The 26,093-nt window shown below is 61.6% G+C and carries 28 protein-coding genes and 2 pseudogenes; 24 read left to right on the top strand and 6 right to left on the bottom strand.

What is annotated here, in order from left to right; all coding sequences use genetic code 11:
• Positions 1 to 3 precede the first annotated feature (3 nt).
• The 5 genes from AC1Q8Q_RS21920 to AC1Q8Q_RS21900 are packed head-to-tail and all read left to right on the top strand — an operon-like array spanning position 4 to position 3,141.
• Positions 4 to 1,071, top strand: coding sequence for a maleylacetate reductase (locus AC1Q8Q_RS21920; RefSeq protein ID WP_492615489.1), 1,068 nt, complete (start codon positions 4 to 6; stop codon positions 1,069 to 1,071).
• Between the two features lie 36 nt (positions 1,072 to 1,107).
• Positions 1,108 to 1,980, top strand: a complete 873-nt coding sequence (locus tag AC1Q8Q_RS21915; RefSeq protein ID WP_492615488.1) for a dioxygenase family protein — start codon at positions 1,108 to 1,110, stop codon at positions 1,978 to 1,980.
• A gap of 3 nt (positions 1,981 to 1,983) precedes the next feature.
• Positions 1,984 to 2,295 (top strand): YciI family protein, encoded by a 312-nt coding sequence (locus tag AC1Q8Q_RS21910; protein ID WP_020799500.1) that lies wholly within the window; start codon positions 1,984 to 1,986, stop codon positions 2,293 to 2,295.
• Positions 2,296 to 2,297: 2 nt separating this feature from the next.
• Positions 2,298 to 2,645, top strand: a complete 348-nt coding sequence (locus AC1Q8Q_RS21905) for a Rieske (2Fe-2S) protein (protein WP_020799501.1) — start codon at positions 2,298 to 2,300, stop codon at positions 2,643 to 2,645.
• Between the two features lie 43 nt (positions 2,646 to 2,688).
• Entirely contained in the window at positions 2,689 to 3,141 is a 453-nt protein-coding gene (locus tag AC1Q8Q_RS21900) for a hypothetical protein (RefSeq protein ID WP_492615487.1), read from the top strand.
• Positions 3,142 to 3,273: 132 nt separating this feature from the next.
• Here AC1Q8Q_RS21900 and AC1Q8Q_RS21895 read toward each other — a convergent pair whose 3' ends face one another.
• Genes AC1Q8Q_RS21895 through AC1Q8Q_RS21885 form a run of 3 tightly spaced genes read right to left on the bottom strand, consistent with a single transcriptional unit; the run spans position 3,274 to position 6,957 of the window.
• Positions 3,274 to 4,296 carry a DUF2955 domain-containing protein gene (locus AC1Q8Q_RS21895; RefSeq protein ID WP_492615486.1) on the bottom strand — a complete coding sequence of 341 codons (1,023 nt, stop codon included), beginning with the start codon at positions 4,294 to 4,296 and terminating at the stop codon, positions 3,274 to 3,276.
• Entirely contained in the window at positions 4,286 to 5,407 is a 1,122-nt protein-coding gene (locus AC1Q8Q_RS21890) for an HlyD family secretion protein (RefSeq protein ID WP_492615485.1), read from the bottom strand. Before AC1Q8Q_RS21890 ends, AC1Q8Q_RS21895 begins: the two co-directional genes overlap by 11 nt.
• Complete coding sequence (locus AC1Q8Q_RS21885; RefSeq protein ID WP_492615484.1) at positions 5,404 to 6,957, bottom strand: efflux transporter outer membrane subunit; 1,554 nt, start codon at positions 6,955 to 6,957, stop codon at positions 5,404 to 5,406. The genes AC1Q8Q_RS21890 and AC1Q8Q_RS21885 overlap by 4 nt, the downstream gene beginning before the upstream one ends.
• A 169-nt stretch (positions 6,958 to 7,126) precedes the next feature.
• Between AC1Q8Q_RS21885 and AC1Q8Q_RS21880 the strand changes: the two are divergent.
• The 8 genes and pseudogenes from AC1Q8Q_RS21880 to AC1Q8Q_RS21845 all read left to right on the top strand — a co-directional run.
• Positions 7,127 to 7,879, top strand: a pseudogene (locus AC1Q8Q_RS21880) (aminotransferase class I/II-fold pyridoxal phosphate-dependent enzyme); the annotation flags it as partial.
• 60 nt (positions 7,880 to 7,939) lie between these two features.
• Positions 7,940 to 8,701 carry an ABC transporter ATP-binding protein gene (locus AC1Q8Q_RS21875; protein ID WP_256874111.1) on the top strand — a complete coding sequence of 254 codons (762 nt, stop codon included), beginning with the start codon at positions 7,940 to 7,942 and terminating at the stop codon, positions 8,699 to 8,701.
• A 26-nt stretch (positions 8,702 to 8,727) separates the two neighbouring features.
• The gene (locus tag AC1Q8Q_RS21870) at positions 8,728 to 9,516 is read left to right on the top strand and encodes a transporter substrate-binding domain-containing protein (protein ID WP_033042786.1); all 789 of its coding nucleotides are present in this window, start codon (positions 8,728 to 8,730) and stop codon (positions 9,514 to 9,516) included.
• 156 nt (positions 9,517 to 9,672) lie between these two features.
• Positions 9,673 to 10,386 carry an ABC transporter permease gene (locus AC1Q8Q_RS21865; protein WP_033042789.1) on the top strand — a complete coding sequence of 238 codons (714 nt, stop codon included), beginning with the start codon at positions 9,673 to 9,675 and terminating at the stop codon, positions 10,384 to 10,386.
• Positions 10,387 to 10,404: 18 nt separating this feature from the next.
• A complete protein-coding gene (locus AC1Q8Q_RS21860; protein WP_033042791.1) occupies positions 10,405 to 11,103 on the top strand; it encodes an ABC transporter permease subunit in 699 nt (232 codons plus the stop codon).
• Entirely contained in the window at positions 11,100 to 12,074 is a 975-nt protein-coding gene (locus tag AC1Q8Q_RS21855) for a DMT family transporter (RefSeq protein WP_404821801.1), read from the top strand. The genes AC1Q8Q_RS21860 and AC1Q8Q_RS21855 overlap by 4 nt, the downstream gene beginning before the upstream one ends.
• A 15-nt stretch (positions 12,075 to 12,089) precedes the next feature.
• Positions 12,090 to 13,106: a M14 family metallopeptidase gene (locus AC1Q8Q_RS21850; protein ID WP_492615483.1), complete on the top strand. Its 1,017-nt coding sequence runs from the start codon at positions 12,090 to 12,092 to the stop codon at positions 13,104 to 13,106.
• 134 nt (positions 13,107 to 13,240) lie between these two features.
• On the top strand, positions 13,241 to 14,860 hold the full coding sequence (locus AC1Q8Q_RS21845; protein WP_168758153.1) for a mechanosensitive ion channel family protein: 1,620 nt from the start codon (positions 13,241 to 13,243) through the stop codon (positions 14,858 to 14,860).
• A gap of 781 nt (positions 14,861 to 15,641) precedes the next feature.
• Here the strand turns inward: AC1Q8Q_RS21845 and AC1Q8Q_RS21840 are convergent.
• The gene (locus tag AC1Q8Q_RS21840) at positions 15,642 to 15,941 is read right to left on the bottom strand and encodes a hypothetical protein (protein ID WP_080725397.1); all 300 of its coding nucleotides are present in this window, start codon (positions 15,939 to 15,941) and stop codon (positions 15,642 to 15,644) included.
• Between the two features lie 201 nt (positions 15,942 to 16,142).
• On the opposite strand from AC1Q8Q_RS21840, the gene AC1Q8Q_RS21835 reads away from it, so the two are divergent.
• Entirely contained in the window at positions 16,143 to 16,838 is a 696-nt protein-coding gene (locus tag AC1Q8Q_RS21835; protein WP_492615482.1) for a tRNA (adenine(22)-N(1))-methyltransferase, read from the top strand.
• 12 nt (positions 16,839 to 16,850) lie between these two features.
• On the opposite strand, the gene AC1Q8Q_RS21830 is transcribed toward AC1Q8Q_RS21835, so the two are convergent.
• Positions 16,851 to 17,660, bottom strand: a complete 810-nt coding sequence (locus AC1Q8Q_RS21830) for a helix-turn-helix transcriptional regulator (protein WP_168758152.1) — start codon at positions 17,658 to 17,660, stop codon at positions 16,851 to 16,853.
• 96 nt (positions 17,661 to 17,756) lie between these two features.
• Between AC1Q8Q_RS21830 and AC1Q8Q_RS21825 the strand changes: the two genes are divergently transcribed.
• The 10 genes and pseudogenes from AC1Q8Q_RS21825 (at position 17,757) to AC1Q8Q_RS21780 (ending at position 24,916) form a co-directional block, all read left to right on the top strand.
• Positions 17,757 to 18,713 (top strand): threonine dehydratase, encoded by a 957-nt coding sequence (locus AC1Q8Q_RS21825; RefSeq protein WP_151142066.1) that lies wholly within the window; start codon positions 17,757 to 17,759, stop codon positions 18,711 to 18,713.
• A gap of 138 nt (positions 18,714 to 18,851) precedes the next feature.
• Positions 18,852 to 19,493: a hypothetical protein gene (locus AC1Q8Q_RS21820; protein WP_033045554.1), complete on the top strand. Its 642-nt coding sequence runs from the start codon at positions 18,852 to 18,854 to the stop codon at positions 19,491 to 19,493.
• A 192-nt stretch (positions 19,494 to 19,685) separates the two neighbouring features.
• Positions 19,686 to 20,342 carry a hypothetical protein gene (locus tag AC1Q8Q_RS21815; protein WP_033045555.1) on the top strand — a complete coding sequence of 219 codons (657 nt, stop codon included), beginning with the start codon at positions 19,686 to 19,688 and terminating at the stop codon, positions 20,340 to 20,342.
• A complete protein-coding gene (locus tag AC1Q8Q_RS21810; protein ID WP_020799231.1) occupies positions 20,342 to 20,773 on the top strand; it encodes a phage holin family protein in 432 nt (143 codons plus the stop codon). Before AC1Q8Q_RS21815 ends, AC1Q8Q_RS21810 begins: the two co-directional genes overlap by 1 nt.
• Positions 20,770 to 21,591 (top strand): DUF3618 domain-containing protein, encoded by an 822-nt coding sequence (locus tag AC1Q8Q_RS21805; protein ID WP_020799230.1) that lies wholly within the window; start codon positions 20,770 to 20,772, stop codon positions 21,589 to 21,591. Before AC1Q8Q_RS21810 ends, AC1Q8Q_RS21805 begins: the two co-directional genes overlap by 4 nt.
• Positions 21,592 to 21,936: 345 nt before the next feature.
• A complete protein-coding gene (locus AC1Q8Q_RS21800; RefSeq protein ID WP_492615481.1) occupies positions 21,937 to 22,233 on the top strand; it encodes a hypothetical protein in 297 nt (98 codons plus the stop codon).
• Between the two features lie 35 nt (positions 22,234 to 22,268).
• Positions 22,269 to 23,435, top strand: a complete 1,167-nt coding sequence (locus AC1Q8Q_RS21795; protein ID WP_492615480.1) for a carboxylate-amine ligase — start codon at positions 22,269 to 22,271, stop codon at positions 23,433 to 23,435.
• Positions 23,436 to 23,473: 38 nt separating this feature from the next.
• Positions 23,474 to 23,974: a CinA family protein gene (locus tag AC1Q8Q_RS21790; RefSeq protein WP_033045559.1), complete on the top strand. Its 501-nt coding sequence runs from the start codon at positions 23,474 to 23,476 to the stop codon at positions 23,972 to 23,974.
• A 69-nt stretch (positions 23,975 to 24,043) separates the two neighbouring features.
• Positions 24,044 to 24,514: pseudogene (locus tag AC1Q8Q_RS21785) on the top strand (cytochrome ubiquinol oxidase subunit I); the annotation flags it as partial.
• Positions 24,500 to 24,916, top strand: a complete 417-nt coding sequence (locus AC1Q8Q_RS21780; protein WP_240963561.1) for a cytochrome ubiquinol oxidase subunit I — start codon at positions 24,500 to 24,502, stop codon at positions 24,914 to 24,916. The pseudogene AC1Q8Q_RS21785 and the gene AC1Q8Q_RS21780, both read left to right, overlap by 15 nt.
• A 197-nt stretch (positions 24,917 to 25,113) precedes the next feature.
• Here the strand turns inward: AC1Q8Q_RS21780 and AC1Q8Q_RS21775 are convergent, their stop codons facing one another.
• Positions 25,114 to 25,548, bottom strand: a complete 435-nt coding sequence (locus AC1Q8Q_RS21775) for a hypothetical protein (protein WP_020799224.1) — start codon at positions 25,546 to 25,548, stop codon at positions 25,114 to 25,116.
• Positions 25,549 to 26,093: the final 545 nt, after the last annotated feature.

Genomic DNA, 26,093 nt, shown 5'->3' with positions numbered 1-26,093 from the left:
GCCATGAATCCTTTTGTCTACCAAAGCCTGCCGACCCGCGTGGTGTTCGGCTGGGGCAAGCTCTCGGCACTGGCTGAAGAAATCGAGCGCCTGGGCGCCCGACGGGCGCTGATCCTCACCACGCCGGAACAGCACGGGCTCGGCGAACGCGTTGCGGCGTTGCTCGGTGAACGTGCCGCGGGTGTGTACCCGCACGCGGTGATGCATGTGCCGCTGGAAGTGGCGCAAGCGGCGCGCATCGAGGCGGCGCGCCTGGATGCCGATTGCTGCGTGGCCATCGGCGGTGGCTCGACCATTGGCCTGGGCAAGGCGATCGCCATGGATTCGGGGCTGCCGATTGTGGCGGTGCCGACCACCTACGCCGGTTCGGAGATGACGCCGATCTACGGCCTGACCGAAAACCGCCTGAAGAAAACCGGACGCGACCCACGGGTGCTGCCGAAAACCGTGATCTATGATCCGCAATTGACCCTGACCCTGCCGGCGCAGATCTCCGCCTGTTCGGGCATGAACGCCATGGCCCACGCAGTGGAAGCGCTGTACGCCGAGGACGCCAACCCGATCATCGGTTTCATGGCCGAAGAGTCGATCCGCTCGCTGGCGCAGGCATTGCCGGGGGTGGTCAAGGACCCGAACGATCCCGATGCTCGCAGCCAGGCGTTGTATGGTGCCTGGATGGCGGGCATCTGCCTGGGCTCGGTCGGTATGGCCTTGCACCACAAGCTCTGCCACACCCTGGGCGGCACATTCAATCTGCCCCACGCCCAAGCCCACGCCATCGTCCTGCCCCATGCCGCGCATTACAACCGCGAGGCCGCCGCCGAACCCTTGCAACGTGCCGCCCGAGCCCTGGGTGGTCGCGACGCCAGTGAGGTAGGCGCCTTGTTGTATGCGCTCAACCAGAAACTGGGCATTCCATTGGCACTGGCTGATATTGGCCTGCCGCCCAGCGGTCCGGCCGAAGCGGCGCAAATCGCCTGTGCCAGCCCGTATTACAATCCACGGCCGTTCGAACAAGGCCCGATCGAAGCGCTGCTGACCCGCGCCATGCTGGGCCAGGCGCCAGCCTGATCAACCGTGCTATCAGCACATGTCGGAATAAAAACAATGACCGATCACGATAACTCCATGGAAAAACTGATCTGCGAGCAGGCCGTGAACAGCTTCGCTGATGCAACCGATGCGCGCTACAAACAGATCATGCAGATCCTGGTGCGGCACCTGCATGCGTTTGTCAGCGAGGTTGAACTGACCGAGCAAGAGTGGTTTGAAGGGATACGTTTCCTGACCGAGACCGGCCACAAGTGCGACGGCCAGGTGCGCCAGGAATTCATCCTGCTGTCGGACACCCTCGGCGTATCGATGTTGGTCGACGCGATCAATCATCGCCACAGCGCCACGGCCACAGAGACCACGGTGTTCGGGCCGTTCTACATCGAAGGCATGCCCGAGCGCGCGTTCGGCGAGAACATGGCCTTCACCCCGGGCGAGGCGGCGCTGGTGCGCGGGCGGGTGGTCGATACCCAGGGCAATGCCCTGGACGGCGCGGTGCTGGACGTCTGGCAGACTGCCGAAAACGGCAAGTATTCGGGCCAGGACACAGAACAGCCGTTCGGTAACCTGCGCGGGCGCTATCGCACCGACGCCGACGGCTGCTTTGCGATCCGCACGATTGTCCCGGTGTGTTATCCGATTCCGACCGATGGCCCGGTGGGGCGGATGCTCAAGGCCGCCAATCGGCACCCTTGGCGGCCGGCGCACCTGCATTTCATGATCGAGGCGCCGGGATATCGCAAACTGGTGACCCACCTGTTCAATCACGATGATCCGTACCTGGCGTCCGATGCAGTGTTCGGTGTGAAACAGTCGTTGCAGGTGATCTACGAAGATCGAACGAGCCACGATGACCTGTCCGCACGGTTGGGCATGCCATTGCCGTTCAAGCGTGCCTGTTACGAATTCGTCATGGAGGCGGCGTGAATCATGGGCCAGTTTTTTGCCGTATTCGCCACCGATCACCCGGATTCCCTGGCCCTGCGCCAACGCTTACGGCCCAGCCACCAGGCGCATTTGCGTGGGACCGATGCACACCGCGTGGTCGTGCGCCTGGGAGGCCCGACCCTTGATGACGCGGGCCTGGCGATGAATGGCACGCTGCTGGTGATCGAAGCCGGCAGCCTGTCCGAGGTGGAATCGTTCATCCAGGACGATCCCTACGTCCAGGCCGGGCTGTTTTCGAGCATCCAGATTCGTCCCTGGCACTGGAGTCTCGGCAATCCGGAACGGCGGGGCTGAGCATGACCCTCATCATCTTGTGCCAACGGGAAGACATCACCGACGGCGGCGCCCTGGGGCTGCCGCAGCATCAGCAACTGCATCCCGCCGGCCTCGTCGCGGTGCGCCAGGGCGAGCAGGTGTGGGTGTACATCAACCGCTGCCCGCATTTTTCCGTGCCACTGGACTATCGCCCGCAGGAATTCTGCACCTATCGCGGCCAGGTGCTGATGTGCGCGCATCACAGTGCGATGTTTCGGTTTGAAGACGGGCACTGTATCGATGGGCCGTGCCAAGGCGCGACGCTGGAATCCGTGCCGGTGCGCTGGGTGGATAATCGTCTGGTCATGGAGGTGGGCGAGGAGGGGTGAACTACACTGTTTCAGGGTGAATCACGCCCATCAGGAGATCATCATGAAAAGGTTGTCACCCATCGGCCTGTGCGTCGCACTGTCATTTTGCAGTGCCCAGGGATGGGCCCAGACGGTAGTACCGCTGAAGGGCCAGACTTCGCAACAGACTCAACTGGACATCAACGAATGCAACAGCATCGCAGCCAGTAGTACCTCAACCACGTCCACGCCCTCTGGCGGACGGATCAAGGGTGCGGCAGTAGGCGCGGCGGCCGGCGCGGCCGGGGCCCAGGTGCGCGGTCGTCAGCATGACGAGTTCTATGATCGTGTCGATGACGATACCAAGCAGGACTACCGGCAGAACCGTGCCAAGGAAACGGCGGCGGCGGGCGCCGTGGTCGGCGGCTCCCGCCAGCGCCAGGAGCGTCGGGCGCAGGAGAAAACCAATGCAGCGAACACCTCGACGGCGTATACCAGTTGCTTGCAGGGGAAGGGTTACCAGGTCAATCCGTGAACCCGTCCCGTGTAGGAGCGAGCATGCTCCGGGCGGCGTTCCGACGATGGTCGTGAACGAAAACGCTGGCCATCTGACACCCCGCGGTGCCTGAGCCTCCATCGCGAGCATGCTCGCTCCTACAGGGGATGTTTAAATCCGAAGACTGGTCTTTTGTCGCTGGTCCAGCAAATACACCATCAGGCAGGCATACAACGTCACCGCAATGAACAACCCCATGCGCACCGCAAAGGCGGTGTAGACGTCCTTGCCCGCCAGGCTGTCCTGGACCGATTGCCCCAGCAGGATAATCAGGGTGATCAAGGTGTTGAGCCAGAAGCCAGGACTGAACCGGCCCGCACTCAAGCCATAAAGCTTGCGGGCCAGGATCAGGGCGAACAGCAGCATCCACAGGAAGAACATCCACAGGTGAACGAAGACCGTCAGTGCGCTCCAGAACGCAATCGCCAGCAGGCCGCCCAGCAGGGTTGAGCCAATCAGCTCGCGGGCGGCATCGCGGGCGTTGGTGCTGGAACTCTGCTGTCCCAGGCTTACGGCCTTGAGGACGATGGGCAGGTAGCTGGCGGGGTCGATCAGTGCCAGCAGGAAGGTTGGGATCACGATCAGGGTTGCGCGCAATGCGACGCGGTCGACGTCTGTCTCAGACATTGCCGGGGCGGGCGGGGGCGTAGGGGCGTTGGCGGGTTCCGGGAATAGCCAGTGACTGACCCTGCCGACCAGGACCGCCAGGAGCAAGCCGCTGGTCAACGCCTTGATCACCGTTGCCGCCAGGCCGAAGTCGGCGACCCCGGCCGCCGGGATCATGGTCAGGCCGATCACCAGGAAGGTCACCACCAGGTTATTGCCACCCCGCTGGCCAAAGCGAAACACCATCAGCAGGCCGAGGCCGATCAACAGCACGCCGCTGAAGGCGTAGTAACGCAGGAGCGGGATCAACAGCAGGCCGATGCCGGTGGTCAGCATCGCGGTCAGCGCCAGCACCAGGGTGGCCTTGAACGGCAACGGGCGATTGAGGCTGACCAGCAACAATGCCCCCAGCACCGGCGCCAGGAAGGGGATCGGCATGCCCAGGCCAAAACTCGCGGCCAGGCACAGCGCTGTGCCACAGGCCAGGCGCAGCGCACGCTGCACCCTGGGCGAGCGCTCAGTAGGCATACGACAGCCAGCTCATCAGCCACAGGAACAAGCGGCCCAGCGGGTTGAGCACGTTGCCTTCGGCAGGGAAGGCCATGACTTCGGCCTGGCCGCCGGAACGGATGGCGCGGTTGTCCTTGAGCAGGGTCAGTGACTCGGGGGAAAACTCGATGACCACCGGAAAACGCTGGGCCGGGCGTAGCCAGTCACGGCTGTTCTGCACCGTGGGAAGGCTGCCGGGCGCCGTCGGCTGACCCACACTGACGCCGTAGCCGATACTGCGCACGCGACCCTGGAACACTTCGCCGGGCAGTGCGTCGAGGGCGATCGACACCGGGGTTTCGGGCCGGACCAGCGCCAGGTTGTTCTCGGTCATGTCCGCGCTGATCCACACATCGTGGATCGCGATCAGTGTCATCACCGGGTTGCCGGCTGCGGCGAATTGGCCGACATCGGTGCGCAGGTCGGTGATCAAGCCAGCCGAACGGGCGCGAATCTGTGTGTTGGAAAGGTCCAGCTCGGCTTTCGACAGGGCGGTCGCGGCACTGCGCAACAGTGCGTTGTCTTCCTCGCTGCCGCCTTCCTGCTCACGGGCGCGCTGCACTTCGGCGCGGGCCGCGGCGACCTGGCTGACAGCTGCCTCGCGGTTGGCGCGGGACACCTCCAGCAGGCGCACGGAAATGGTCCCGGGGTCTTCGCGGTACAAGCCCTCGAGACGCTGATTGTCCTGTCGCGCCTTGAGTTCGTTGGCCTGCGCCGCGCGCAGACTGGCTTGCGCCGATGCGATACCGGCGGTGCTGGCGCCGATCTGCCGGCGGGTGGATTCAAGGTCGGCGCGCGCACGATCGACGGCGATCTGGTAGGGCTGCGGGTCAATCTCGAAAATCACCTCGCCGGCTTTCACATCCTGGTTATTTCGCACGTTGACACGTGTCACCCGGCCGGCGACTTCCGCCGCCACCGGAATCACAAACGCACCCACCCGGGCCTGCTGGGTATAGGGGGTGAAGCGGTCAGCCAGCAGGTACCAGGCCAGGCTCAGGACGATCAGCAGCAAGACCCACTTGATGCCTTTTTTCGTCGGGTCGGCGGCGGGCGGCGCGGGCTGGGGGGAAGGCGCGGCTTCAGTCATGGCTCTTTCACCTGATTGGGCAAAGGGAAGGCGGGCTGCTGCGAGGGGGGCTCGGCGAGCAGGTCGCCCCAGTCGGTGCGTTGTTCCATCTGCTGGCGCGTGGCGCGATCGACCTTGGGCTGGGCGCTGTACCAACCGCCGCCCAGGGCCTTGTACAGGGCAATCACATTGCTCACCGCATCGCCTCGACTGAGCAGGTAGCTGTCCTGCAGTTCGAGCAGCGCCCTTTGGGCATCCAGCACCCGTTGGAAATCCGAGTAACCTTCGCGGTAGAGCGTGTTGGCCAAGGCCAGCGAGCGTTGCGCGGCTTTTTCCGCATCGCGCAGGATGCGCTCACGTTGCAGGGCGCGGGTCAGGCCGTTGGCGGCGTCATCCGCCTCGCGTGCGGCCTGGCGCACCTTGTCGCGATAGGCTTCGATCAACTGCTGCAAGCGCGCATCCTGCACGCGCACGTTGTTGCTGATGCGGCCGTAGTCGAACACGTTCCAGCGCAGGCTCGGGCCGCCGATCAGGTCGAGACTGCGCGAGGTTCCGCTCAAGGTATCGGTCGACCAGACGATGCTGCCGAGCAACGTCAGGGCCGGGTAGAAATCGGTTTCGGCGACGCCGATCAGCGCCGACTGTGCTGCAACGTTCAGCTCGGCCGCACGCACATCGGGCCGGCGCAGCAGCAGATTGGCCGGGACATCCTGCAACACGGCGCGATCGACCAGCGGGATCAATTCGCTGTTGTCGACCACCAGTGGCAGCGCACCGGGTGGCTGGCCGATCAACACGGCCAAGGCATTGCGGGTGCGAGACAGCTGATCTTCCAGTACGGGGATGGTGCTCAACGTGCCCAGGTATTGGGTCTTGGCTTGTTGCAGGTCAAGTTCGGCGGTCTGGCCGCTGTTGAACAGTCTTTCGGTGATCTCGTAATTACGCTGCTGTTGGCGGGCGTTTTCGTTGGCGACGCGCAAGCGTGCCTCGGTGGTGCGCAGGAAGAAATAAGAGTCGGCGACCTGCGCCCGCACCAGGACCAGTACGTCGTCATAGTTGGCCTCAGCCGCGAAGTAGCTGGCATCGGCGGCTTCGATGGCACGGCTGAAGCGTCCCCAGAAATCCAGTTCCCAGCCCACATCGAATCCGGCGCTGTGTTGCCAGAAATGGCTGTCTACCGGGTTGGTTCCGCCGGACTGATGGCGGTTGATGTAGACGCTGTCAGCGCTGATCTGCTGCAGTTGCGGGTATCGCCCGCTTTGCGCGATGCCCAATTGCGCGCGGGCCTCCATCACGCGCAAACCAGCGATCTTCAGGCTGGTATTGCGCGCATCCGACTCGGCGATCAACCGGTCGAGCACCGGGTCGGCGAAAATTTGCCACCACTGGCGGGTGTCCGGGTACACCCCGCGTTGGCTGGCATGCTCAAGGGCCGGGGTGTTCCAGTGATCGACCCAGTCTTCGCCGGGTGGCTGGAAGTCCGGCCCCAGTCGTACGCAACCGCCGAGGACCACTACGCCTAACAGCAGTAGCTGGCGGCGTCGCATCCACGTGGATGTAGCTGATTGCATTGGGCGTTTTCCAACCAAAGGACATCACAGCAGCATAGTCGTCAGCTTGCCTTCTGCATGACGTTACCAAGCAATAGGTAAAAACGTCGCGACTGTCGTAAAAACGACCTGTTTGCGCTGAACGCGAACCACCATCAGTTTTCTGTTGAACGAGTGTTCAGCTTGAACTATGTTCGTTTCACCTTCTTTCCCGGCTGGTTGCGGGCTTGCGTTTCTTCATCTTGAACGAGGCACTGGCATGCGGTTTTCACCCTTTGTTGAGCGGATCCCGGAACAAGGCGTAGCCGCTATTGATGACCCCCACGGCAGCGAACTTACCGATCGGCCGGTTTTACGTGAAGCGCTCGCCGGGCACTACGGCAAGCTGTTTGGGCGTGAACTCAACGCCACAAACGTGATCACGCTGACAGGGGCGCAGGACGCCTTGCTCATCACGTCGAAATGCCTGCTCGCCGCCGGGGACGAGGTGATTGTCGTCGATCCGATGCACCCGACCGGCGACGCGCCGCTCAAGGCCTGCGGCGCCACGCTGGTGCGGGTGGCGTCCATTGATGCAGCGCTGCTGGCCAAGGCGATTACCCCGCGTACCCGGGCAATTTTCCTGGCCAGTGCGATGCTCAAGCACGAACCAATGCAAGCCATCGCCAGACTCGCCATTGCCCATGACCTGTGGGTGGTCATCGATGAAGTCCATGAGGACCTGACACTGCAGCACCAGAACCTGAGCCTCACGGTAGCGCCGGGCATGGCCGAGCGTTGTGTGGTGATGGGTAGCCTGGCGAAATCCCACCCAATGGCCGATTGGCACATGGGTTGGATCATCGCTGATCCCGCCCTGGTGGCGCGTGCCGAATCCCTGGTGTTGGCCAGGACCTGCGAGCGTATCCATGATTTTGTCCTGGCGTTGAAAACCCAGGGACCACGGCCTGTGGTCAGCGGCGTGACGAGCAGGCCGGTCAGCGAACCGGTCACCGCGCGAACCATGATCGAAGTCGAAGGCCTGCACAAACGCTTCGGCAACATCGAGGTGCTCAAGGGCGTGTCCCTGACGGCGCGCGAGGGCGAGGTGATCTCGCTGATCGGCGCCAGTGGCTCCGGCAAAAGCACCTTGCTGCGCTGCATCAACATGCTCGAAGTCCCGGACCAGGGACGCATCCTGGTAGATGGCGAAAGCATTCACTTGAACCACACCCGCCCCGGCGCACCGTTGGTGTCTGATGCCAAGCAACTGGTGCGCATCCGTTCGAGCCTGGGCATGGTGTTCCAGAACTTCAACCTCTGGCCCCATCGCACGGTCCTGGAAAACCTCATCGAAGCGCCGACCCAGGTCCTGCGCGAAAGCCGGGCCGAGGCGACCGAGCGCGCCGAAGCCTTGCTTGAACGGGTGGGGCTGGCGGCCAAGCGCAACGAGTACCCGGCTTTTCTCTCCGGAGGGCAGCAACAACGGGTGGCCATCGCCCGGGCCCTGGCCATGCGGCCCAAGGTCATGCTGTTCGATGAACCCACCTCGGCACTCGACCCGGAACTGGTCGGGGAAGTGCTTCGGGTGATCCGCTCTCTCGCTGAGGAAGGCCGGACCATGATCCTGGTGACCCATGAAATGGCCTTCGCCCGCGATGTCTCCTCCAAAGTCGCCTTTTTGCATCAAGGGCTGATCGAGGAAACCGGTACGCCGGACGACGTGTTCGTACACCCACGCAGCGAGCGTTGCCGGCAATTCGTCAACGCTCATCAAACTCGCTAAAAACAACAAAAGACGGGGCAAAAACCATGGGAAATCGACGTTTGGCAAACTGGTTGACCGGCGCGGCCGCTGTAATGCTGGCTGGCATGAGCGCGGCGCAGGCACAACCGATCAGGTTCGCGGTCGCCGCCGAACCCTATCCGCCGTACACCGAGAAACAGGCCAACGGCGAATGGAAAGGTTTTGAAGTGGACCTGATCCACAAGCTGTGCAGCGAAATGAAAGCCGAGTGCGAGATCAAGGAAGTGGCATGGGACGGGATTATTCCGTCGTTGCTGGCAAAGAAAATCGACGTGATTTTTTCCTCGATGTCGGTGACCGAAGAACGGGAAAAACAGATCGCTTTCAGCAAGGCCTACTACGACTCCGTGGTGGCGGTTGTCGGACCGAAGGACGCTGTCGTCAAGAAATACCCGGACGACCTCAAGGGCAAGACCATCGGCGTGCAGAACTCCACGGTCAGCGCCAGCTACCTGAAGACCTACTACGAAAAAATCGCCGACGTGAAGTATTACGACACTCAGGATTCGGTCAACGCCGACCTGATCGCCGGTCGCCTCGACCTGATGATGGCCGACGGCACCGCCATGGCGGCCTTCGTCAAGACACCGGATGCCAGCAAGAGCAACCTGGATTACCTCGGCGCCGTGCCGTATGACCCGATCTTCGGCAAGGGCGTGGGCGCAGGCCTGCGCAAGGACGACACCGAGCTCAAGGCCAAACTCGACAAAGCCATCCAGGAACTGCTGGCGAGCAAGGATTATGACGACCTGTCCCAAAGCTACTTCGGCACGAGCGTGAAGCCGGCGTTCTGATAGCCAGATCTGTACACGGATCCCATGTGGGAGCGGGCTTGCTCGCGAAGGCGGTGTGGCGGTCGACATCATCGCTAAATGGCATACCGCTTTCGCGAGCAAGCCCGCTCCCACAGGGGCAAGTGGCGCCTTCAAGGTCACTGACTGGAGAACAACATGCCAGCTATGTTCGATTTGATCGGTTTCAGCGAGCAAGGATGGGGGGCGGCGCTGCTCAGGGGCTTATGGATGACCCTGCAGATATCCGCCGGGGCCTTCGTGCTCGGGCTGGCCATCGGCCTGTTGGTGGCCTGCCTCAAGTTGGGCGGGCCAAGGCCGATTGCCGCGTTAGCTCGCGGTTACACCACCTTGTTTCGCGCGGTGCCGGAGTTGCTGCTGATCCTGTTGCTGTACTACGTCGGCTCAATGCTGCTCAACGCACTGATGGCAACGCTGGGTTACGACGCGGTAAACGTCAGCGGCCCGCTGGCGGCGATCGTGGTGCTGGGGCTGGTGCAGGGCGCCTACGCCTCGGAGATTTTCCGGGCGGCGATCCAGGCCATTCCTTTCGGCCAGATCGAAGCGGCAAAGGCCTTCGGACTGCACGGCTTCGCTTTGTTCCGGCGCGTCACGCTGCCGATCATGGCGCCCTATGCGATGGCGGGGATGGCCAACCTGTGGATCAACCTGATCAAGGACAGCGCCCTGATCAGCGTGGTCGGCACCAACGAACTGTTGTACACCGCCCGGCAAGCGGCGGGTTCGACGCGTCATTACCTGTTGTTCTACCTCACGGCTGCGGCGCTGTACTACGCGGTGACGCTGGCTTCCAACTACCTGTCGGGACGGCTCGAGCGACGCATTCGTCGCTGGATGCCTCTTGTCGACTGAACCGGCAGAGAGAATGAAATGATCCCAACGTGGATAGTTGAATACGCATCGCTGTTGGCCCGCGGGCTGCAAACGACCCTTTTGATCCTGTTGATTGCCAGCGTGTTCGGTTTTTTCCTGGCGGTGCTGGTAGCGCTGGCCAGGATCTCCAGGAACAAAGTCATCGCCAAGCTCAGCCTGTTTTATACCAGCGTGACCCGCGGCACCCCCTTGCTGATCCAGATCTACATTTTCTACTACGGCCTGGGCAGTCTGTTTGCGCAGTTTCCATTGATTCGCGGCAGTTTCCTCTGGCCATACTTGCGTGATGGTTACTGGTACATCGTGTTCGCCCTGGTGGTGTCGGTGGGGGCCTATGTCGGCGAAGTGATCCGTGGTGGCTTGCTGGCGGTGCCCAAAGGCGAAATGGAAGCGGCTTCGGCGTTCGGCATGACCCCGCGCCAGGCCCTGCTGCGGGTGCGCTTGCCCCGGGCGCTGCGCTTGCTGTTGCCGACGTTGGCTGGGGAAACCGTGATGCTGCTCAAATCCACGGCCCTGGCCTCGACCATCGCCGTGATCGATCTGTTGGGCGCGGCCAACGTGGTGCGCGCGCAAACCCTGCAGGTGTATGAGCCGTTGCTGCTGGTGGCCGGCGTCTACGTGTGCCTGACGTTCCTGATCGAGGCGCTTTTCGCCTTCGCCGAGCGTCGTGGCACCCCGGTTCGCAGGTCTGCATGATGAAGAGTACGCCGTTGGTTGACCGCTCCTTGCAAGGCATCGGCCTGTGCACATTGGGCTACGCGTTCCTGTCCTTGCAGGATGCCGGTATCAAGTGGCTGGTGGCCGACTATTCGGTGTTCACCATCCTGTTCTGGCGCGCCCTGGTGGTGGTGCTCGCCTGTTTGCTGCTCGGCCGTTTGCAACTGGTTCGGCGTGCCTGGCGTTCGTCCAGCCGGCGGCTGCTGGTGGTGCGCGGCTTGCTGTCGATCGCTGCCTGGCTGCTGTATTACACGGCGGCCCGCGACCTGACCCTGGCGGAGATGACCACCCTGTATTTCTCGGCACCGATCATGGTCACGGTGCTGGCGACGGCGATTCTCAAGGAGCGCGTCAACGGTTGGCAATGGTTCACCCTGATCATCGGATTCATCGGCGTGGTGATTGCTTGTCGCCCCAGCGACATGGGCGATCCGCTGCCGATTGTCCTGACCCTGTTGGCGGCGATGTGCTGGGCGTTCACCTACATCCAGTTGCGCCAGGTGGATGAGCAGACCTCGGTGCTCGAGCAGATGTTGATTACCAACGTGGTGTTCGTCATCTGCATGGCACTGGCGTTGCCTTGGACCCACACCCCGGCACCGGTTCCCGCCTGGCTGGGCATGCTCGGTGCGGGACTGATGGGCGGCATCGGCCAGTTCCTGCTGTTCGCCAGTTTCCAGCGTGCCACCGCGACCGTGCTGGCGCCGTTCGAGTACACCGGGCTGATCTGGGCGTTCCTGCTGTCGAGCCTGATCTGGGGCACGCTGATGGATGTGTCGCTGATGATCGGCGCCGGGTTGATTGCGGTCAGCGGCACCCTGGCGATGATTTTCGGCCGGCACCCGTCGCAGGAGGTCGTCGGTGCCGAATGCTCGGTGTCGCAGCCTCTCTATCCCGAAGCGGCCGAGGGCAAGCCCGATGGCGGCCGAGCGAGTGTCGTGGATCAATGACAGGAGGACTGGCTTATGGCGCAGGATGTTTCGTTCGAGGTTCGCAACAACAATGGTGAGCCGGTACAGGTCGGTGCCTGGCGTTTCGAGGGCGGCCGCGGTGGGCCCAAGGTGCACTTGCAGGCCGGGGTACATGCCGATGAAATCGCCGGCATGCTGGTGCTGCACCTGTTGATGCAACGCCTTGAGGTGGCCGAGTCCCAAGGCCGCCTCAACGGCAGCGTGACCGTGGTACCACAGGCCAACCCGCTGGGTATCGGTCAGTTTCGCCAGGGGCGGATCCTGGGACGTTTTCACGATGCCAGCGGACAGAACTTCAACCGTGGCTTCGATCGGTCGGCCGCGATGCCGCGGCCTTCGACCAATGTCCAGGAGTGGCAACAGAAACTGGTGCAACTGGCGGCACCGGCGGATGTGATGCTGGACCTGCACACCGACGACGAAGCGCTGCCCTACCTGTATGTGCACCGCAGTTTCTGGCCCCGTGGCCGTGAACTGGCGGCGGCGCTGCGGATGGACCTGGCGATCATCTGGGATGACGGCGGCGACGGTTCGTTCGAGGAAACGATTATTGCGCCATGGCTGCGCGACGGCACGACTGGGCAGCGCCTGGCCGCGACCCTGGAGCTGCGAGGGCAGGGTGACGTCAGCGACCGTTTTGCCGAGCAGGATGCACAGGGGCTTTACGCCTGGCTTTGTGGCCAAGGCATCCTCGACGATGCGCTGGCGCCCGCCGACTGGGCCGTCGAGGCCGTGGAGATGGGCCACATGGAGACCATTGTCGCGCCGCAGCCCGGGGTGCTGATCTTCGAGAAGGAACTGGGCGATCATGTCGAGCAGGGGCAGCGCTTTGCACGAATCCTGCGCCGCCCAGGTGACCCGTCCTCCGAAGTGGTGCTGTATGCCGAGCAGACCGGGCGCCTGGTCACACGCTATCGCGATCGTTTGATCGCCCGGGGCATGGGGGTGGCGAAGTTCACTGGCAGTCGCCTTTCGCGGCACTGGAGCGGTGGGTTGCTGGATCCCAACTGAGGCGCAACGGCGGCAGTGGCCGATCACCGGTGTGCATGTTGAACGCCGGTTGACGATATCTGACAACCGTCCGTCGCTGGACTACGCTGCGATACGTACCCTGTCCAGAACCCAGTGACGTAAGGAACGGATGCATGCGCAGCTGGTTGCTCGCCCCATTGATCGTCATTGTCGCGATGTGCTGGTCGATATTGCTGCGAGCCGAGGACGCTCCCCCACCGCTGGAGGCGCAACCGGCGCCTGCGGAACTGAAAATCGCCAATCGCAGCATCATTGTGTTTCGCGGTGCATTACTCGGTGAAGCGCCGCAGATCCGGGTCAAACGGGCCAAGACAGCGATCAACGAAGCACTGGATGATGCGGACGACCTGAGTGTCACCCTTGATGGCATCCAGGGTAGTTACCTGGTGCTGCTGGGCGCCAAGCGCGCGTTTATCGTTTCCCCCAAGGATGTCGATACCACCGAGTTCGAATCAGTCAGGCAGGCGGCTGAAAGTGCTGCTGGCAAACTGCGCCAAGTGGTGGCCGAAACCCAGGAAGCCCGTAGCCTGCACTTGATTCTCAGATCGTTGGCGGGTGCAGCGCTGGCTACCGGTATCTATGTTGTGTTGCTCTGGGGCATGGCGTACCTGCGCCGTCGCTTGCTGAAAAAACTGCCGGACCTGATGCACCGGCACACCCAGGCGTTGAAAGTCGGACGGGTGCAGGTGATCGATGCCAACTACCTGTATCCGCTGGTCAGCCGCCTGCTGGGGATAGTGCGCTGGCTGGTCGTCTTGCTGCTGACCTACGAATGGCTGGGTTTTGTCCTGTCCCGCTTTCCCTACACCCGGCCTTGGGGCGAAAGCCTCAACAACTACCTGTTGGAAGTCGCCGGTTATCTATTCCAGGGCATCGTCGGCGCGATACCCGGACTGGGCGTGGCCTTGGCGATCTTTTTCATTGCCCGCGGCACCACGGTCTTCGCCCGTCGGATCCTGCGGCGCATGGCCACCCCCGGCACCTTCAGCTGGTTGAACCAGGAAACCTTGCAACCGACCCAGCGCCTGACGTCGCTGGCCATCTGGCTGTTCGCCCTGGCCATGGCCTATCCCTACCTGCCGGGCGCTGGCACTGAAGCCTTCAAGGGTTTATCGGTGCTGATCGGCCTGATGATTTCCCTGGGCGCCACCAGCGTGGTCGGGCAGGCCGCGTCCGGGTTGATCCTGACCTACACGCGCACCTTACGCCCCGGCGAGTTCGTGCGCATTGGCGAATACGAAGGCACGGTGACGGAGCTGGGCATGTTTACCACGCGCATTCGCACCGGCCTTGGGGAAGTACTGACCCTGCCCAATTCAATGATTACCGCCACCGTCACCAAGAACTATTCGCGCACCGTGCAGGGCCCGGGTTATGTGGTCGACACCGTGGTGACCATCGGCTACGACACGCCGTGGCGTCAGGTCGAAGCCATGCTGCTGGAAGCCGCCAGGCGCACCCCGGGCGTGCTCGATGAACCGCCAGCGCAGGTATTCCAGACAGCCCTGTCGGATTTTTATCCCGAGTATCGCCTCGTGGCCCAGGCCATCCCCAGCCAGCCACGCCCCCGCGCGGTGTTGTTGAGCATGCTGCACGCCAATATCCAGGATGTGTTCAACGAGTACGAAGTGCAGATCATGTCGCCGCACTATCTGGGCGATCCCGAGCATGAGAAGCGGGTGCCCAGGGATAAATGGTATGCGGCACCGGCGCAAAAAACCGGGCATCCCTGAGTGAAACTGACTAGACGCCACCGTTCTTTTGCCGGCTTCAACCTTGTGGCCGTGGGCCTGATTTCAGGTGAGCACGATCCCCTGTGGGAGCTGGCTTGTCGGGTCGCCGCATCGCAGCGATGGCGGCCTGACATCCGACCTGGGTTTTGTTGACCGGGTACATATCCATTTCTGCGGTAACGGCCACCTGGGGTTTCGCTTTTACAGCGAGTCACTTGGAACAGCCCCAAGTAACCAAGGGCTCTTGCCCCTGGCGTTCGGTGCCTCGCTAAGGCTCGGCATGCCCTCGCTCCGGTCCTGCTCCGTGGGTCGCCGCGATCGGCCATCCATGGCCGTGCGCGGCTAAACCGGCATCCATGCCGGTTTAGCCACTGGGCAGAACCTCCACTCGGCCTCTCGAGGGGGCAAGAAAGTCAACAGCCAAAGCAACCGCAACAGCCAAAGCGAGGCGGCCTGACAGCCGACCTGATTACTGGTCTGTGCGCGGTGTGATCGTTCCCACGCTCTGCGTGGGAATGCCGCCAGGGACGCTCCGCGTTCCGCTGACGGTGCATGACGTGAGCCGTGCGCAATGGTGACGCGGAGCGTCACAGGATGCATTCCCACGCAGAGCGTGGCAACGATCACAGCACCGCGGGCCGTCAGGTGCCCAGCGTCCATCGCGAGCATGCTGAACTGCTCCATGGCTATTGGCGACAGAGAGTTGTTGTAGCTGTGGAGCTTGCTCGCGATGAAGGTCAACGATCACGCGGGAAACCTGACTCACCTAGCGACCGCCAGATCAATGCCTGCACTCCGACAACACCACCTGGCACGTCCCGGGTGTACCCCCCGAACGACCCGCATAACGTATGCAGTTATTCAACGACTTCTGCCGCGCAATGCTCAAGGTGGAGCCAAAGGCCAGGCCGCCTTCGCCAGCGGAGGGCAGGGCTTTGGCATAGCAGCTTGCGCCTGTGCCTGAGGCCGAGTTGCGAGCCGAGGTGTTCTTGCCCGCACATCCCGCTGTCAGCACCAGGTTGATGGCGAGAAAAGAGGGCAGGACCCATGACGAGCATTGGCGCACTGTTATTGCGGTCATCCCGTTTCCCCTGGCTCAAGCGGCTGGCAACCGGTGGTGTGCCTGATCAGTCTAGTCGGCCTGGGGGGCTGGTGAAGGTGTTGCCGATCAACAGTCATGGCGCCCTTGTCGCATAAATTTGAAATGCACGGCGTTACTCGACAGAATCGCCCCCCGATCGGGCCAAAGGTGCTGCATGTTCGGGGTGAAAAGGGGTAGTAATTGAACGAACAGACATTGTCCATGCGCCTGGAACGCGTGGCGGCGCATGTGCCAGCCGGCGCGCGCCTGGCCGATATCGGCTCGGATCACGGCTACCTGCCAGTGGCGTTGATGCGCCGTGGCGCGATCAGCGCGGCAGTGGCCGGTGAGGTGGCGTTGACACCATTTCGCTCGGCCGAACGCACCGTGCGCGAGAGCGGCCAGCACGCACGGATCAGCGTACGCCTGGCCAATGGCCTGGCAGCAATCGAGCCGGAAGACGACATCACGGCGATCAGCCTCTGTGGCATGGGCGGCGAGACCATCCGCGACATCCTCAACAGCGGCAAGGCGCGCCTGAGCGGCAAGGAACGCCTGATCCTGCAGCCCAACGGCGGCGAACAGCCGCTTCGCCTATGGCTGATGGAAAATGGCTACGGCATCCTTTGTGAGGAAGTGCTGCGGGAAAATCGCTTTTATTACGAAGTCATCGTCGCCGAGCGCGCCGGACCAATGGTGTATAGCGCCCAGGAACTGTACTTCGGCCCATGGCAGATGCAGGCCCGCAGCCCCGTGTTCCTGGCCAAATGGCAGCGAATGCTGCGCGTCAAGCACAAGACCCTGGGCCATTTCGCGCGGGCGCGGCAGGCCGTGCCCGAGGAGAAGGTGCAGGACATCGCCCGGCAGGCCCGATGGATCACTGAGCTGCTGGCTTAACCCCATCCGGGACTAGCAACCACGCAACTGCGCGGGACTCACGCCAAGACGCTGTCTGAAGGTGGTCGTCATGTGCGCCTGGGAGTTGAAACCGCAGGCGTGGGCGATGTCCGCCAGCCGCGCGGTCGAATCACGCATCAGGGCACGCGCCTTGGCAAGGCGCCGGTCAATCAGGTAACTGTGCGGGCTTTGCCCCGTCGCCTGCTTGAACGCACGCATGAAATAACCTTCGGACAACCCGAGCAATTGCGCCATTGCCTGCACACCCAGCGGGCCGTCGAGGCTGGCATCGATGAGCTCGTCGAGCAGGCGCATGCGGCTGGCGGTTATCGCGCCATGCAGCGGTGCCGGCAAGCCTTCGTTACCCGTGGCTCGTTCAGCCAGTGCGAGTGCCCAGGCCTCCCAATCGTCCGCCACCCCAGCCTGCAACAGCGCACCGCGCATTCGCAGGGCGAGGGCGGTCGCCTGCGGATCCATGCGGTTGTTGAAGGCCCGATCCCCCGGCAATACCCTCCCGTCGGTGCGTATCACCCGCAGGTATTCACCGCCCGTTGGCGATTCAGACAATACGTCACACCCGGTGGGGACGAACGCCAGGCCGTTGGGCATGGCAATGAAGGGTTGTACCCGATCGCTGCCGATGGCGTGCAGGCCGCGCTGGCTGTCGAAGGCAAAGCCAATCGCCGACTGGTTCGCGACATATCGGGTCGCGTAGGCGCTGCCGGGTAGCAGTTCGATCGCCCATGGCCCCACCTCGATACGGCGCACCGGTTCAGGCGGGAATGGCGGTTGCAGGTGGTTGAGAGGGTTCATACACACCATAGTAATTAAGAAGGGGGCCGAAAGTCAGGTCGGTTTTCTGAAAGCCGGCCAAGGGCGTGCGTGACTAGACTGGGCCAAACCCCTGGGAGCCTCCTCATGCACACACTGACTCGCGACGATATCGAACAAGCTGCTCGCCTGGTTTACCAGGTGATGCCTGCGACCGCGCAGTACCCCTGGCCCTTGCTGGCTGAACGCCTGGGTTGCACCGTGTGGGTCAAGCACGAAAACCACACGCCGACCGGTGCATTCAAGGTGCGTGGCGGCATTACCTTCATGCACTGGCTCAAGCGCACGCACCCGGGCGTGCGAGGCATTGCCACTGCCACCCGCGGCAATCATGGTCAAAGCCTGGCGCTGGCGGCCAGCGCGCAGGGGTTGAATTCGCTGATTGTCGTGCCGCAAGGTAACTCTCTGGAAAAGAACAATGCCATGCGCGGATTTGGCGGCGAAGTGGTCGAACATGGCCGCGATTTCGATGAGGCCCGCGAGGAAGCCGCACGCCTGGCACAGGTCCATGGCCTTTACCTGGTACCGCCATTCCACACCGAGCTGGTCAAAGGCGTGGCCACCTATGCGCTGGAACTGTTCAAGGCCGCGCCGGACCTGGATACCGTCTACGTGCCGATTGGTTGTGGCTCGGGGATTTGCGCAGTGATTGCCGCCCGCGATGCGCTGGGCCTGAAAACCCAAGTGGTCGGCGTGGTGTCCACCGAGGCGGCAGCCGCGAAATTATCCTTTGAAACGGGTGCACTATGTGAAACCGCCTCTGCCGACACCTTTGCCGACGGCCTCGCCGTGCGCAAGCCGATTGCCGAAGCCTTTGCCGTCTACGCGGCAGGTGCAGCGCGGATCGTGTCGGTCAACGAGGCGCAGATTGCCGAGGCCATGTGCATGTATTACACCGATACCCACAATCTCGCAGAAGGCGCAGGCGCCGCCGCCCTGGCAGCGCTCATCCAGGAGCGCGACGCAATGAGGGGCAAAAGGGTGGGGGTGATCCTGTCCGGTGGCAACGTCGACAGATCGGTGTATGCGCGCGTGATCGGCTGACGGGTTTGCCCCTCCGTCAGATACGGCGCACTCGACTATCATGAAATCAACCCAATTGGCAGCGGGCGTGGCGGGACAAGGTAGCCGCCGTGCCTATCCCCGCGCCATTGTCGATGAACTCCAAGGCATTGGCCGCCCATGAACCTTTCAGAGTTGATCTGGCCCCGGTTGCAAACGCTCACTACGCAAGCGCTCAAGGAGCAAGAGACCGGGCATCAGCAGGACAACACGAGTATCAGGGCGGCCAACTGGGACGTTGACACCGATGCGGCGCTTGAAGAAGCGCGACGCCTCGATGATGCCGAATCGGATCGACGAAAAACCGCAGACGCCAAAGCCAGCCTCTACCTGGCAGCCGTCACCGCGCTCGCACCGGTGTTAGCCTCTTTGCTTGCGAGCATCTGGAGCGACAAATCAACCATCGGCTACAGCATCGTCTGGTTGGGCATCTTCCTGGTGGCCACCTTGTATCTGTTTCGCGCAGGTATATGGGCATTCGAAACGCTCAAGGTATCAACCTCAAGCCGGGTCGACGCCAGTGACCTGGCGAGCCTGTGGTGCAAGACCGATCCCAAGCCCGAGCTGGTGGAGAAACTGCTGCTTGCCGTGAGGCACAACCACACCGGGACCCATCGCAAGCTGTCCTGCATCAGGATGACCCATGCCTTTCTGCTCAGGGCCTTCCTGTCCTTTACCCTGTTGCTGATCGTCCAGGTCGCCTGGATACCTGTTTGTCAGCTGGTAGCGCTGGTGGTCACCACGATCCGTTGTACCTGCTAGGTGAGAGGGGCGCGAGCTCCCAGCCTTGGCACTGACGCAACAGGTGGGCTTCCCGCTTGAGAAGTATTGATCACTCATCATTCCATTGGAACTCCCCATCACACTGTCCCGTCATCAGAAGGGAGGGGGGCTGCGGCTATTTCGTGGCGAACCCTGATAACGCTTTTCTTCACTCAGAAGGCGAGGGACGACATGAATACTACAGACAGCACGACAGATAACCTGTCAGACAAGCCCAATACAGCAACACCAGCCCCTGACTTTGAACACCTCAAGGAGAACGTGACAGAAGCGCTTGGCGGTGCGAGACAGCAGGTGGATGAGCAGTTTGGCCAGTACCGTGACACGGCAGCCGATCAGATCGAGGCCCTGGCCCAAGGGGCAAAATCTTTCGTTTCGGAACTTGAGGACAAGGACAAGCTTGGAATGTCCGACTACCTCGCAGACATGGCGGAGTCCATGAGCGGGCTGGCGGGGAATTTGCGCGGGAAAAGCGCGGAGCAGCTGCTCCACGACGCGGCCGATCTGGCGCGCAATAATCCGGGATTGTTCATTGCCGGCAGCATTGCGCTGGGCTTTGGCCTTTCGCGTTTTCTCAAGGCCGGCACCGCGCCTGCGGCGACAGTCAGCGATAGCGATGGTGGCGATCCGGCGACAGGTCGTTCAATGCCTCCGTCAGGTGGTTTTGGCGCTCAACGACCTTACGAAACCTCCGTTCCGACACGTCCCGATCACAACCCGGGTCTGGCAACCGGCATCACGCCGGCCTCGCCGAACGGACAGGGTCATCCATCAGACTTCGCGACGAATCCGACTCCCGGTTCCACGTCCTTTAAAGGAGCGCTGTGATGAACAGAGATAACCCAGATCTGCCGGGCGCAAGACCGGTGCCCGTGCCTGAGACTGACGCTTCGGTTGTCGGGCTGTTGCGTCAGTTGACGCGCGAAGTGCCCTCGTTGTTCACCAAGGAACTGGCGTTGGCCAAGGCTGAGCTGCTAGCCAGCCTTACGACGCTCAAGGCTGGCATTGCCGGTGTCGCTGGCGGGGCGATTGTGCTGCTGGCGGGGTTCATCATTCTGCTGATGTCCGTGGTCTATGGCTTGAGCATGGTCATGGCACCGTGGCTGGCCGCACTGATCGTCGGTGTCGTGGTGATGATCGTCGGGTTCGCCATGTTGCAATCCGGGAAAAAACAGTTCGAACCGTCCCACTTCAAGCCTGATCGCACGCTGGACGCCTTGAACAAAGACCAGGAAGCGCTGCGTAGGAGAGTCTCATGAACAGTGAATTCGAAATCGAATCGCAAAAAAGCCCCGAGACCATCGAGCGTGAAATCGATGCGCAGCGTGCAAGCATTGGCAACATCGTCGATGCGCTGGAAAGCAAGTTCACCCCGGGTCAGGTCTTCGATCAGGCGTTGTCTTTCATGCAGAGCAACGGCACTACGTTCCTGAGTAACCTTGGCACGAGCGTGCGCAATAATCCGGTGCCTGCGGTGGTGACGTCGGTGGGACTGTTATGGTTGATGATGAGCCAGAACCGTCCGCCGACTCCTCGTCCCGTTTATCGAGCGCAACCACAGGAGAACAAGGTAGGGGAGTGGACCGATGGCCTGGCGGATGGCCTCGACGGTGCGCGCGAGCATTTGCACCAGACTGCCGACACCCTGAAGGAGGGTTACCAGACGGTTAAAGGCAAAGCGGCGCACTTGGGCGATAACCTGGGCGCTGCCAGCGAAAACATCAGCCATGCCGTGCACGATGCCAGCGATCGCCTGGTGCGCGGAACGCAACAGATGAGCAACCAGGTCAGCCAGTTGCTCAAGGAACAGCCGCTGATGATGGCCGCTGCAGGCATCGCCTTGGGGGCGATGTTGGGGGCAGCATTACCCTCGACAGCGACCGAGCAGCGCTACATGGGCAAGACCGCCGCAGGGTTGGCCGACAAGGTCAAGCAGCAGGCTCGGGAGGGATTCGAAGCGGTGCGCGATACGGTGACTAAAACCACCGAGCACACGGATGTGGAGAAGCCCGTAGGGGATCGCCCCGTGCCCGGCAGCCAATCAGCCGATCTGTCTCGTGGGTTAGGTACGTCGTAAGGCATCAAGCGAAAGGCGGGAGGTCGAATCTTGACCTCCCTTTTTTTGCTTGGGATTTGCTGCAACAGCAGTTGAGAACGCGCAGCCGGGAAAAGTTTTAAGCGATTGAACATAGACGGACGACTGGCCGGACGGTTTGTGCCCCATGAGATCTGCAACGTGGACGCAAGCGGCCTGAAGTCGAGCGCTTCAATCGAGTCTGGCTGTTTGTCCTGGTCATTACCGTGCATACGCATTGGGCTGAACCAGAACGCCTGCAACCTGGTCGGCGCCTCTTGTCGGTCCCCATGAACCTGCCTCGAACCGTGTTGATCCATTCAGAAATGACTCGGGAATTCCACTGCCATGAACGCCTTCACAAACCGACTGACGCCGGCACAGGAACGAAGATTGTGTGCATTGGACGCCTGGTACCAAGCACTCGATGACATTGCACTGCGCAAGGAATCTCCGGATGCCTATCACGAAGAACTGCTCAGACAATCAGATGAAATGGATCGCCTGCGCATTGTCAGTTGGCAAGAGTGGCGTGATCTGCGAATAAAGGCCGATCTGGCTTTTCTGCGCGCAGTAGCGGGAGAGGATTATCACCGAGTGGGCCAAGTGAGCGATGGTGACGTGGGGGTTGATGATCAGGGGTGATTGCAGGCGGCAGTGTGAAAGGCGAGGGCACATCCATGAACAGACGGTTGAAGTTCGGAATTGAAGAGGAATACTTCATCACTGACTTGCACACCCGGCGAATGTCCGATGAGCCTCCCGGCGCTTCGATCGAAGCGTGCCAGGAGGCGATGGGCAGTTGCTTTGCTTATGAAATGTTCCAGGGCCAGATCGAAGTAGCTTCCCCTATCTTCACCTGCATGCCGGAAGCCGAGAACTACCTTGTCTCTGCTCGCACACGTTTGCAGCGTACGCTCGAGACTTACGGCCTTGGACTGCTCTGTGCGGGTAGCCATCCTTTGGCTGACTGGCGCACGCAGCAGGCCACCGGGCAGGATCATTTTCTCCAGCTGTTTGACGACTACCAACGGGTCGCCCGGCGCAGTGTGCTGTCGGGGCTGCACGTACATGTCGAGGTGCCGGGTCACCTTGATCGTATCCAAGTGATGAACGAAGTCTTGCCGTGGACGCCGCTGTTGTTGGCACTGAGCAGTTCCTCGCCCTTTTGGGACGGTGCCGACAGCGGCTTCATGAGCTATCGGCAAACGGCCTGTGACGAGTGGCCGAGGATGGGCATCCCGGAGTACTTCGAAGATGAGGCTGCCCATGACGCCTACATCGCACTGCTGATGCGTACCGGCGCCATCAGACAGGCCAGCGAATGCTGGTGGGGAGTGCGTCCTGCTTCGCGGTATCCGACCCTGGAGTTACGTATGACGGATGCCTGCCCGCGCCTTGAAGACACCTTGTGTATCGCCTCGTTTTTTCGACTGCTGGTGGCCTATGCGATTGATCAACCTCGGCCTGGGTCGGGCTATTCGCAAGAGTCCCGTTGGATCCTCAAGGAAAATCGGTGGCGCGCGAAACGGTCAGGCACGCATGGGGCATTCATCGTCGAAGGGTACGACCGACCCTTCTCGGCCGAGCAGTGGCTTGTCCTGGCGCAGCAGATCCTGGGTGAAACAGCGCGGTCAATGCACGTGGAAAACGTCTTTTCCCAGGCCCGCCGGATCCTGCGCAATGGCACCAGTGCCGACCGACAGCGCAGCGTTTACCAACGAGCCCTGCGCAGCACAGGGGATACCCATGCCGCACTCGCTGACGTGGTGGATCAACTGCTGATGGAAACATCGCAAGAGCCCTGCGCAAGTGATGACCTGCAACCAGCGCTGTGCGAGTCGTGAGCCGACATTAACGACACCAGGCGTTACCGGGAGGCGCCATGCCTATTGCCGACGACACTGTTGAATATCTGCGCAAGTACGCATTGCTGCTGACCACGGCGGAGTCGTGCACCGCCGGCAAAATCATCACCCTGCTTTCCGAGGTCGAAGGCAGTGGAGAGCTGATCGAGAGCGGCTATGTGGTCTACTCACCCCAAGCGAAGCAGCGACTGTTGAGGGTCAATCCCGACACGATCGCAACGTTCAATCTGACCAGCTGTGAAGTGGCGCGGGAAATGGCTCTGGGAGCCCTGCACGACAGCACCGCCAACGTGGCTGTGGCGACGACAGGCATCCTTGGCCCTGATGACGTCGACGGGATTCCCGCTGGCACCATTTGTTTTGCCTGGGCTTATCAGACCGAACGGGGGCTGAGCATCTTCAGCCGGCAGCATCGGTTCATCGGTTCGCGTTGTGAGGTGCAGCGGTTGGCGGCAGACCACTCATTGAAGCTGCTGCCGCATTTTCATCAACGTGCGTTGGCCGGCGAGTGTGGGTAGAGACAGCCATGGGCGACAAAGCCGATTACCGGAGTTGCGATTGAGTGCTGTGTGCAACACAACTTCCTGATGGCGCTTGAAGCGCTTTGGCTGTGGCGCCGGCAAAAGATTTTCCTGGACGTCTACCGCTATTGGCTGAAAGTGTTTGCCCTCACCGTGGCGGTGGGCACGGCGTCGGGGCTGATTCCGGAGTACCAGTTCGGGCTCAACTGATCGCGGCTGTCGACCCAGGCGGGAGACACCCTCGGCCCGTTGATTTTCTGCGAAGTGCTGGCGGCCTTTTTTCTGGAGGCGTGTTTTCTTGGCATCATGTTGTTCGGCATGAAGAAGGTCGGCCCGCGCCTGCATTTTTTTGCCACTTGCGCCGTCGCCATCGGATCGCTCTTCAGTGCCTTCTGGATCCTGTCGGCCAACTCCTGGATGCATACACCCGCCGGTTACGCCATTGGCGCAGATGGACGCTTCATTGCACGGGATTGCTGGGCAATCATCTTCAATCCTTCCTTCCCTTATCGGCTTGCGCACATGACCTTGGCCGCGTTTCCTGGTCTCGCGACACTACTGGCCGGCGTCAGTGCCTGGCAGCTGTTGCGTGCGGATTCGCTGTACCTGCGGCATGACCTGAGTAGCACCATCGCCGCCCTCGACGAATTCCCGCCCCAGGACATCCCCCCTGTGCACGGTGTTCTTTGCTTTTCGCGTCATGGTCGGCCTGGGCCTGTTGATGTTGGGGCAGGGCGTGGCCAGCCTGGTCCTGCGTGGCGACATCGCCTGTATGCCACGCGCTGGATGTACAGGTGGAGTGTCGGGATGACCTCGGCTGGATTCCTCGCGATGTTGAGTGGGTGGACAGCGACAGAGGTTGGCCGCCAGCCGTTCACCGTTTATGGATTGCTGCGCACGGCGGACAGCCTGTCAGCGGTTTCCCGGGACAGGTGGTAGGCGCGACATGGACAATCCTGGCGTTCTACCTGGTGATCTTCGGCGTGGGCCTGTGGGTGCTGCTGGCAGTGTTGGCGTGCCTTGGAGAGCGACAAACAACGTATGGGAGATTAGCTTGGCGGTTGGCGCATGGGGGTGAGCAGGTCAACAATCGATTTGCCTGTCGCCTGCCCCCGATTTTCTGGCTGCCCAATGTGTCAGCGCAGTAAGAGTCCCGCGGCCCTGGCTCGCAAAGCCATTACCAGATTGGCTGGCATTTTTTTGATTTCTTCAGGCCAGAGCGCCAGATGCCCCCGAAATTCTCTCGACTCATCGTCGAATTTTGAAATATCAGCAAGCACGAAGCTGTATCGACTGAGGTAAGCCGCAGACAAATCATCGGCCAACGCCCGCGCAGGCTCGCCGGCTAACGCCAGGCACCATTGGGCAATTTCAACGATTCGTTCACTGGGCGTACGCGGCGCCACACCGTGCAGGAAGTTCAGGATGTATTGGTTGTAGAGCAGCGCGCCTTGCTCGGGCTCTTCCGTAGGGTTTCCGGGGCAATGTCGTCGTTCCCAGGGAAGCATGTAGACCATTTTGTCCAGCGCAGTCTGAAGAACATAATCCGACGGCTTAACCAATCGATGCATAATCTTCTCCGGATAAAAAAACGGTTTAGCTATGGTAGCTCATCCATGGAAGCCAATAGCCTGTATGAAGAAAATTGGGGGAAATATCCGTTGTTGCGGTAATGGCCACTTAGAGTTTGGGCCTTACGGCGGCTTACTTTTCCAAACGTGGGAACGCCGGGCCAGCGAAAAACTGGGCAACAGGCTCTTGGTTTGACGGGGTACCCAAATCCAGAGCTAAAGCGAGGCGGCCTTAAAGCCGACCTGACTTTTTCGGGTGCACCTGGATGATCGTTCCCACGCTCTGCGTGGGAATGCCGCCAGGGACGCTCCGCGTTCCATTGACGACGCGTTAATTGAGCCGTGCGCAACGGTGATGCGGGGCGTCACAGGAAGCCCTGTGTGAAATTGGTTGCCTGCGTACATATCCATTGCTGCGGTAACGGCGGCTTATGGTTTCGCTTTTACAGCGACTCCCTTTTTCAAACGCCAAAAAGGAAGCAAAAGGCTGTGCCCCACCACTCGGTGCCTCGCTGGGGCTCGGCATGCCCTCTCTCCGGCATTGC

The organism is Pseudomonas sp. GW823-FHT06B06 (assembly GCF_058795195.1).
Note: the sequence above shows the minus strand (reverse complement) of the source record. Positions and strands in the feature narration are given on the sequence as shown.

Bases quoted from the DNA above. Each gene is read 5' to 3' on its own strand.
- AC1Q8Q_RS21920 (WP_492615489.1), top strand. From the start codon at position 4: ATGAATCCTTTTGTCTACCAAAGCCTGCCGACCCGCGTGGTGTTCGGC.
- AC1Q8Q_RS21915 (WP_492615488.1), top strand. From the start codon at position 1,108: ATGACCGATCACGATAACTCCATGGAAAAACTGATCTGCGAGCAGGCC.
- AC1Q8Q_RS21910 (WP_020799500.1), top strand. From the start codon at position 1,984: ATGGGCCAGTTTTTTGCCGTATTCGCCACCGATCACCCGGATTCCCTG.
- AC1Q8Q_RS21905 (WP_020799501.1), top strand. From the start codon at position 2,298: ATGACCCTCATCATCTTGTGCCAACGGGAAGACATCACCGACGGCGGC.
- AC1Q8Q_RS21900 (WP_492615487.1), top strand. From the start codon at position 2,689: ATGAAAAGGTTGTCACCCATCGGCCTGTGCGTCGCACTGTCATTTTGC.
- AC1Q8Q_RS21895 (WP_492615486.1), bottom strand. From the start codon at position 4,296: ATGCCTACTGAGCGCTCGCCCAGGGTGCAGCGTGCGCTGCGCCTGGCC.
- AC1Q8Q_RS21890 (WP_492615485.1), bottom strand. From the start codon at position 5,407: ATGACTGAAGCCGCGCCTTCCCCCCAGCCCGCGCCGCCCGCCGCCGAC.
- AC1Q8Q_RS21885 (WP_492615484.1), bottom strand. From the start codon at position 6,957: ATGCAATCAGCTACATCCACGTGGATGCGACGCCGCCAGCTACTGCTG.
- AC1Q8Q_RS21875 (WP_256874111.1), top strand. From the start codon at position 7,940: ATGATCGAAGTCGAAGGCCTGCACAAACGCTTCGGCAACATCGAGGTG.
- AC1Q8Q_RS21870 (WP_033042786.1), top strand. From the start codon at position 8,728: ATGGGAAATCGACGTTTGGCAAACTGGTTGACCGGCGCGGCCGCTGTA.
- AC1Q8Q_RS21865 (WP_033042789.1), top strand. From the start codon at position 9,673: ATGCCAGCTATGTTCGATTTGATCGGTTTCAGCGAGCAAGGATGGGGG.
- AC1Q8Q_RS21860 (WP_033042791.1), top strand. From the start codon at position 10,405: ATGATCCCAACGTGGATAGTTGAATACGCATCGCTGTTGGCCCGCGGG.
- AC1Q8Q_RS21855 (WP_404821801.1), top strand. From the start codon at position 11,100: ATGATGAAGAGTACGCCGTTGGTTGACCGCTCCTTGCAAGGCATCGGC.
- AC1Q8Q_RS21850 (WP_492615483.1), top strand. From the start codon at position 12,090: ATGGCGCAGGATGTTTCGTTCGAGGTTCGCAACAACAATGGTGAGCCG.
- AC1Q8Q_RS21845 (WP_168758153.1), top strand. From the start codon at position 13,241: ATGCGCAGCTGGTTGCTCGCCCCATTGATCGTCATTGTCGCGATGTGC.
- AC1Q8Q_RS21840 (WP_080725397.1), bottom strand. From the start codon at position 15,941: ATGACCGCAATAACAGTGCGCCAATGCTCGTCATGGGTCCTGCCCTCT.
- AC1Q8Q_RS21830 (WP_168758152.1), bottom strand. From the start codon at position 17,660: ATGGTGTGTATGAACCCTCTCAACCACCTGCAACCGCCATTCCCGCCT.
- AC1Q8Q_RS21825 (WP_151142066.1), top strand. From the start codon at position 17,757: ATGCACACACTGACTCGCGACGATATCGAACAAGCTGCTCGCCTGGTT.
- AC1Q8Q_RS21820 (WP_033045554.1), top strand. From the start codon at position 18,852: ATGAACCTTTCAGAGTTGATCTGGCCCCGGTTGCAAACGCTCACTACG.
- AC1Q8Q_RS21815 (WP_033045555.1), top strand. From the start codon at position 19,686: ATGAATACTACAGACAGCACGACAGATAACCTGTCAGACAAGCCCAAT.
- AC1Q8Q_RS21810 (WP_020799231.1), top strand. From the start codon at position 20,342: ATGAACAGAGATAACCCAGATCTGCCGGGCGCAAGACCGGTGCCCGTG.
- AC1Q8Q_RS21805 (WP_020799230.1), top strand. From the start codon at position 20,770: ATGAACAGTGAATTCGAAATCGAATCGCAAAAAAGCCCCGAGACCATC.
- AC1Q8Q_RS21800 (WP_492615481.1), top strand. From the start codon at position 21,937: ATGAACGCCTTCACAAACCGACTGACGCCGGCACAGGAACGAAGATTG.
- AC1Q8Q_RS21795 (WP_492615480.1), top strand. From the start codon at position 22,269: ATGAACAGACGGTTGAAGTTCGGAATTGAAGAGGAATACTTCATCACT.
- AC1Q8Q_RS21790 (WP_033045559.1), top strand. From the start codon at position 23,474: ATGCCTATTGCCGACGACACTGTTGAATATCTGCGCAAGTACGCATTG.
- AC1Q8Q_RS21780 (WP_240963561.1), top strand. From the start codon at position 24,500: ATGACCTTGGCCGCGTTTCCTGGTCTCGCGACACTACTGGCCGGCGTC.
- AC1Q8Q_RS21775 (WP_020799224.1), bottom strand. From the start codon at position 25,548: ATGCATCGATTGGTTAAGCCGTCGGATTATGTTCTTCAGACTGCGCTG.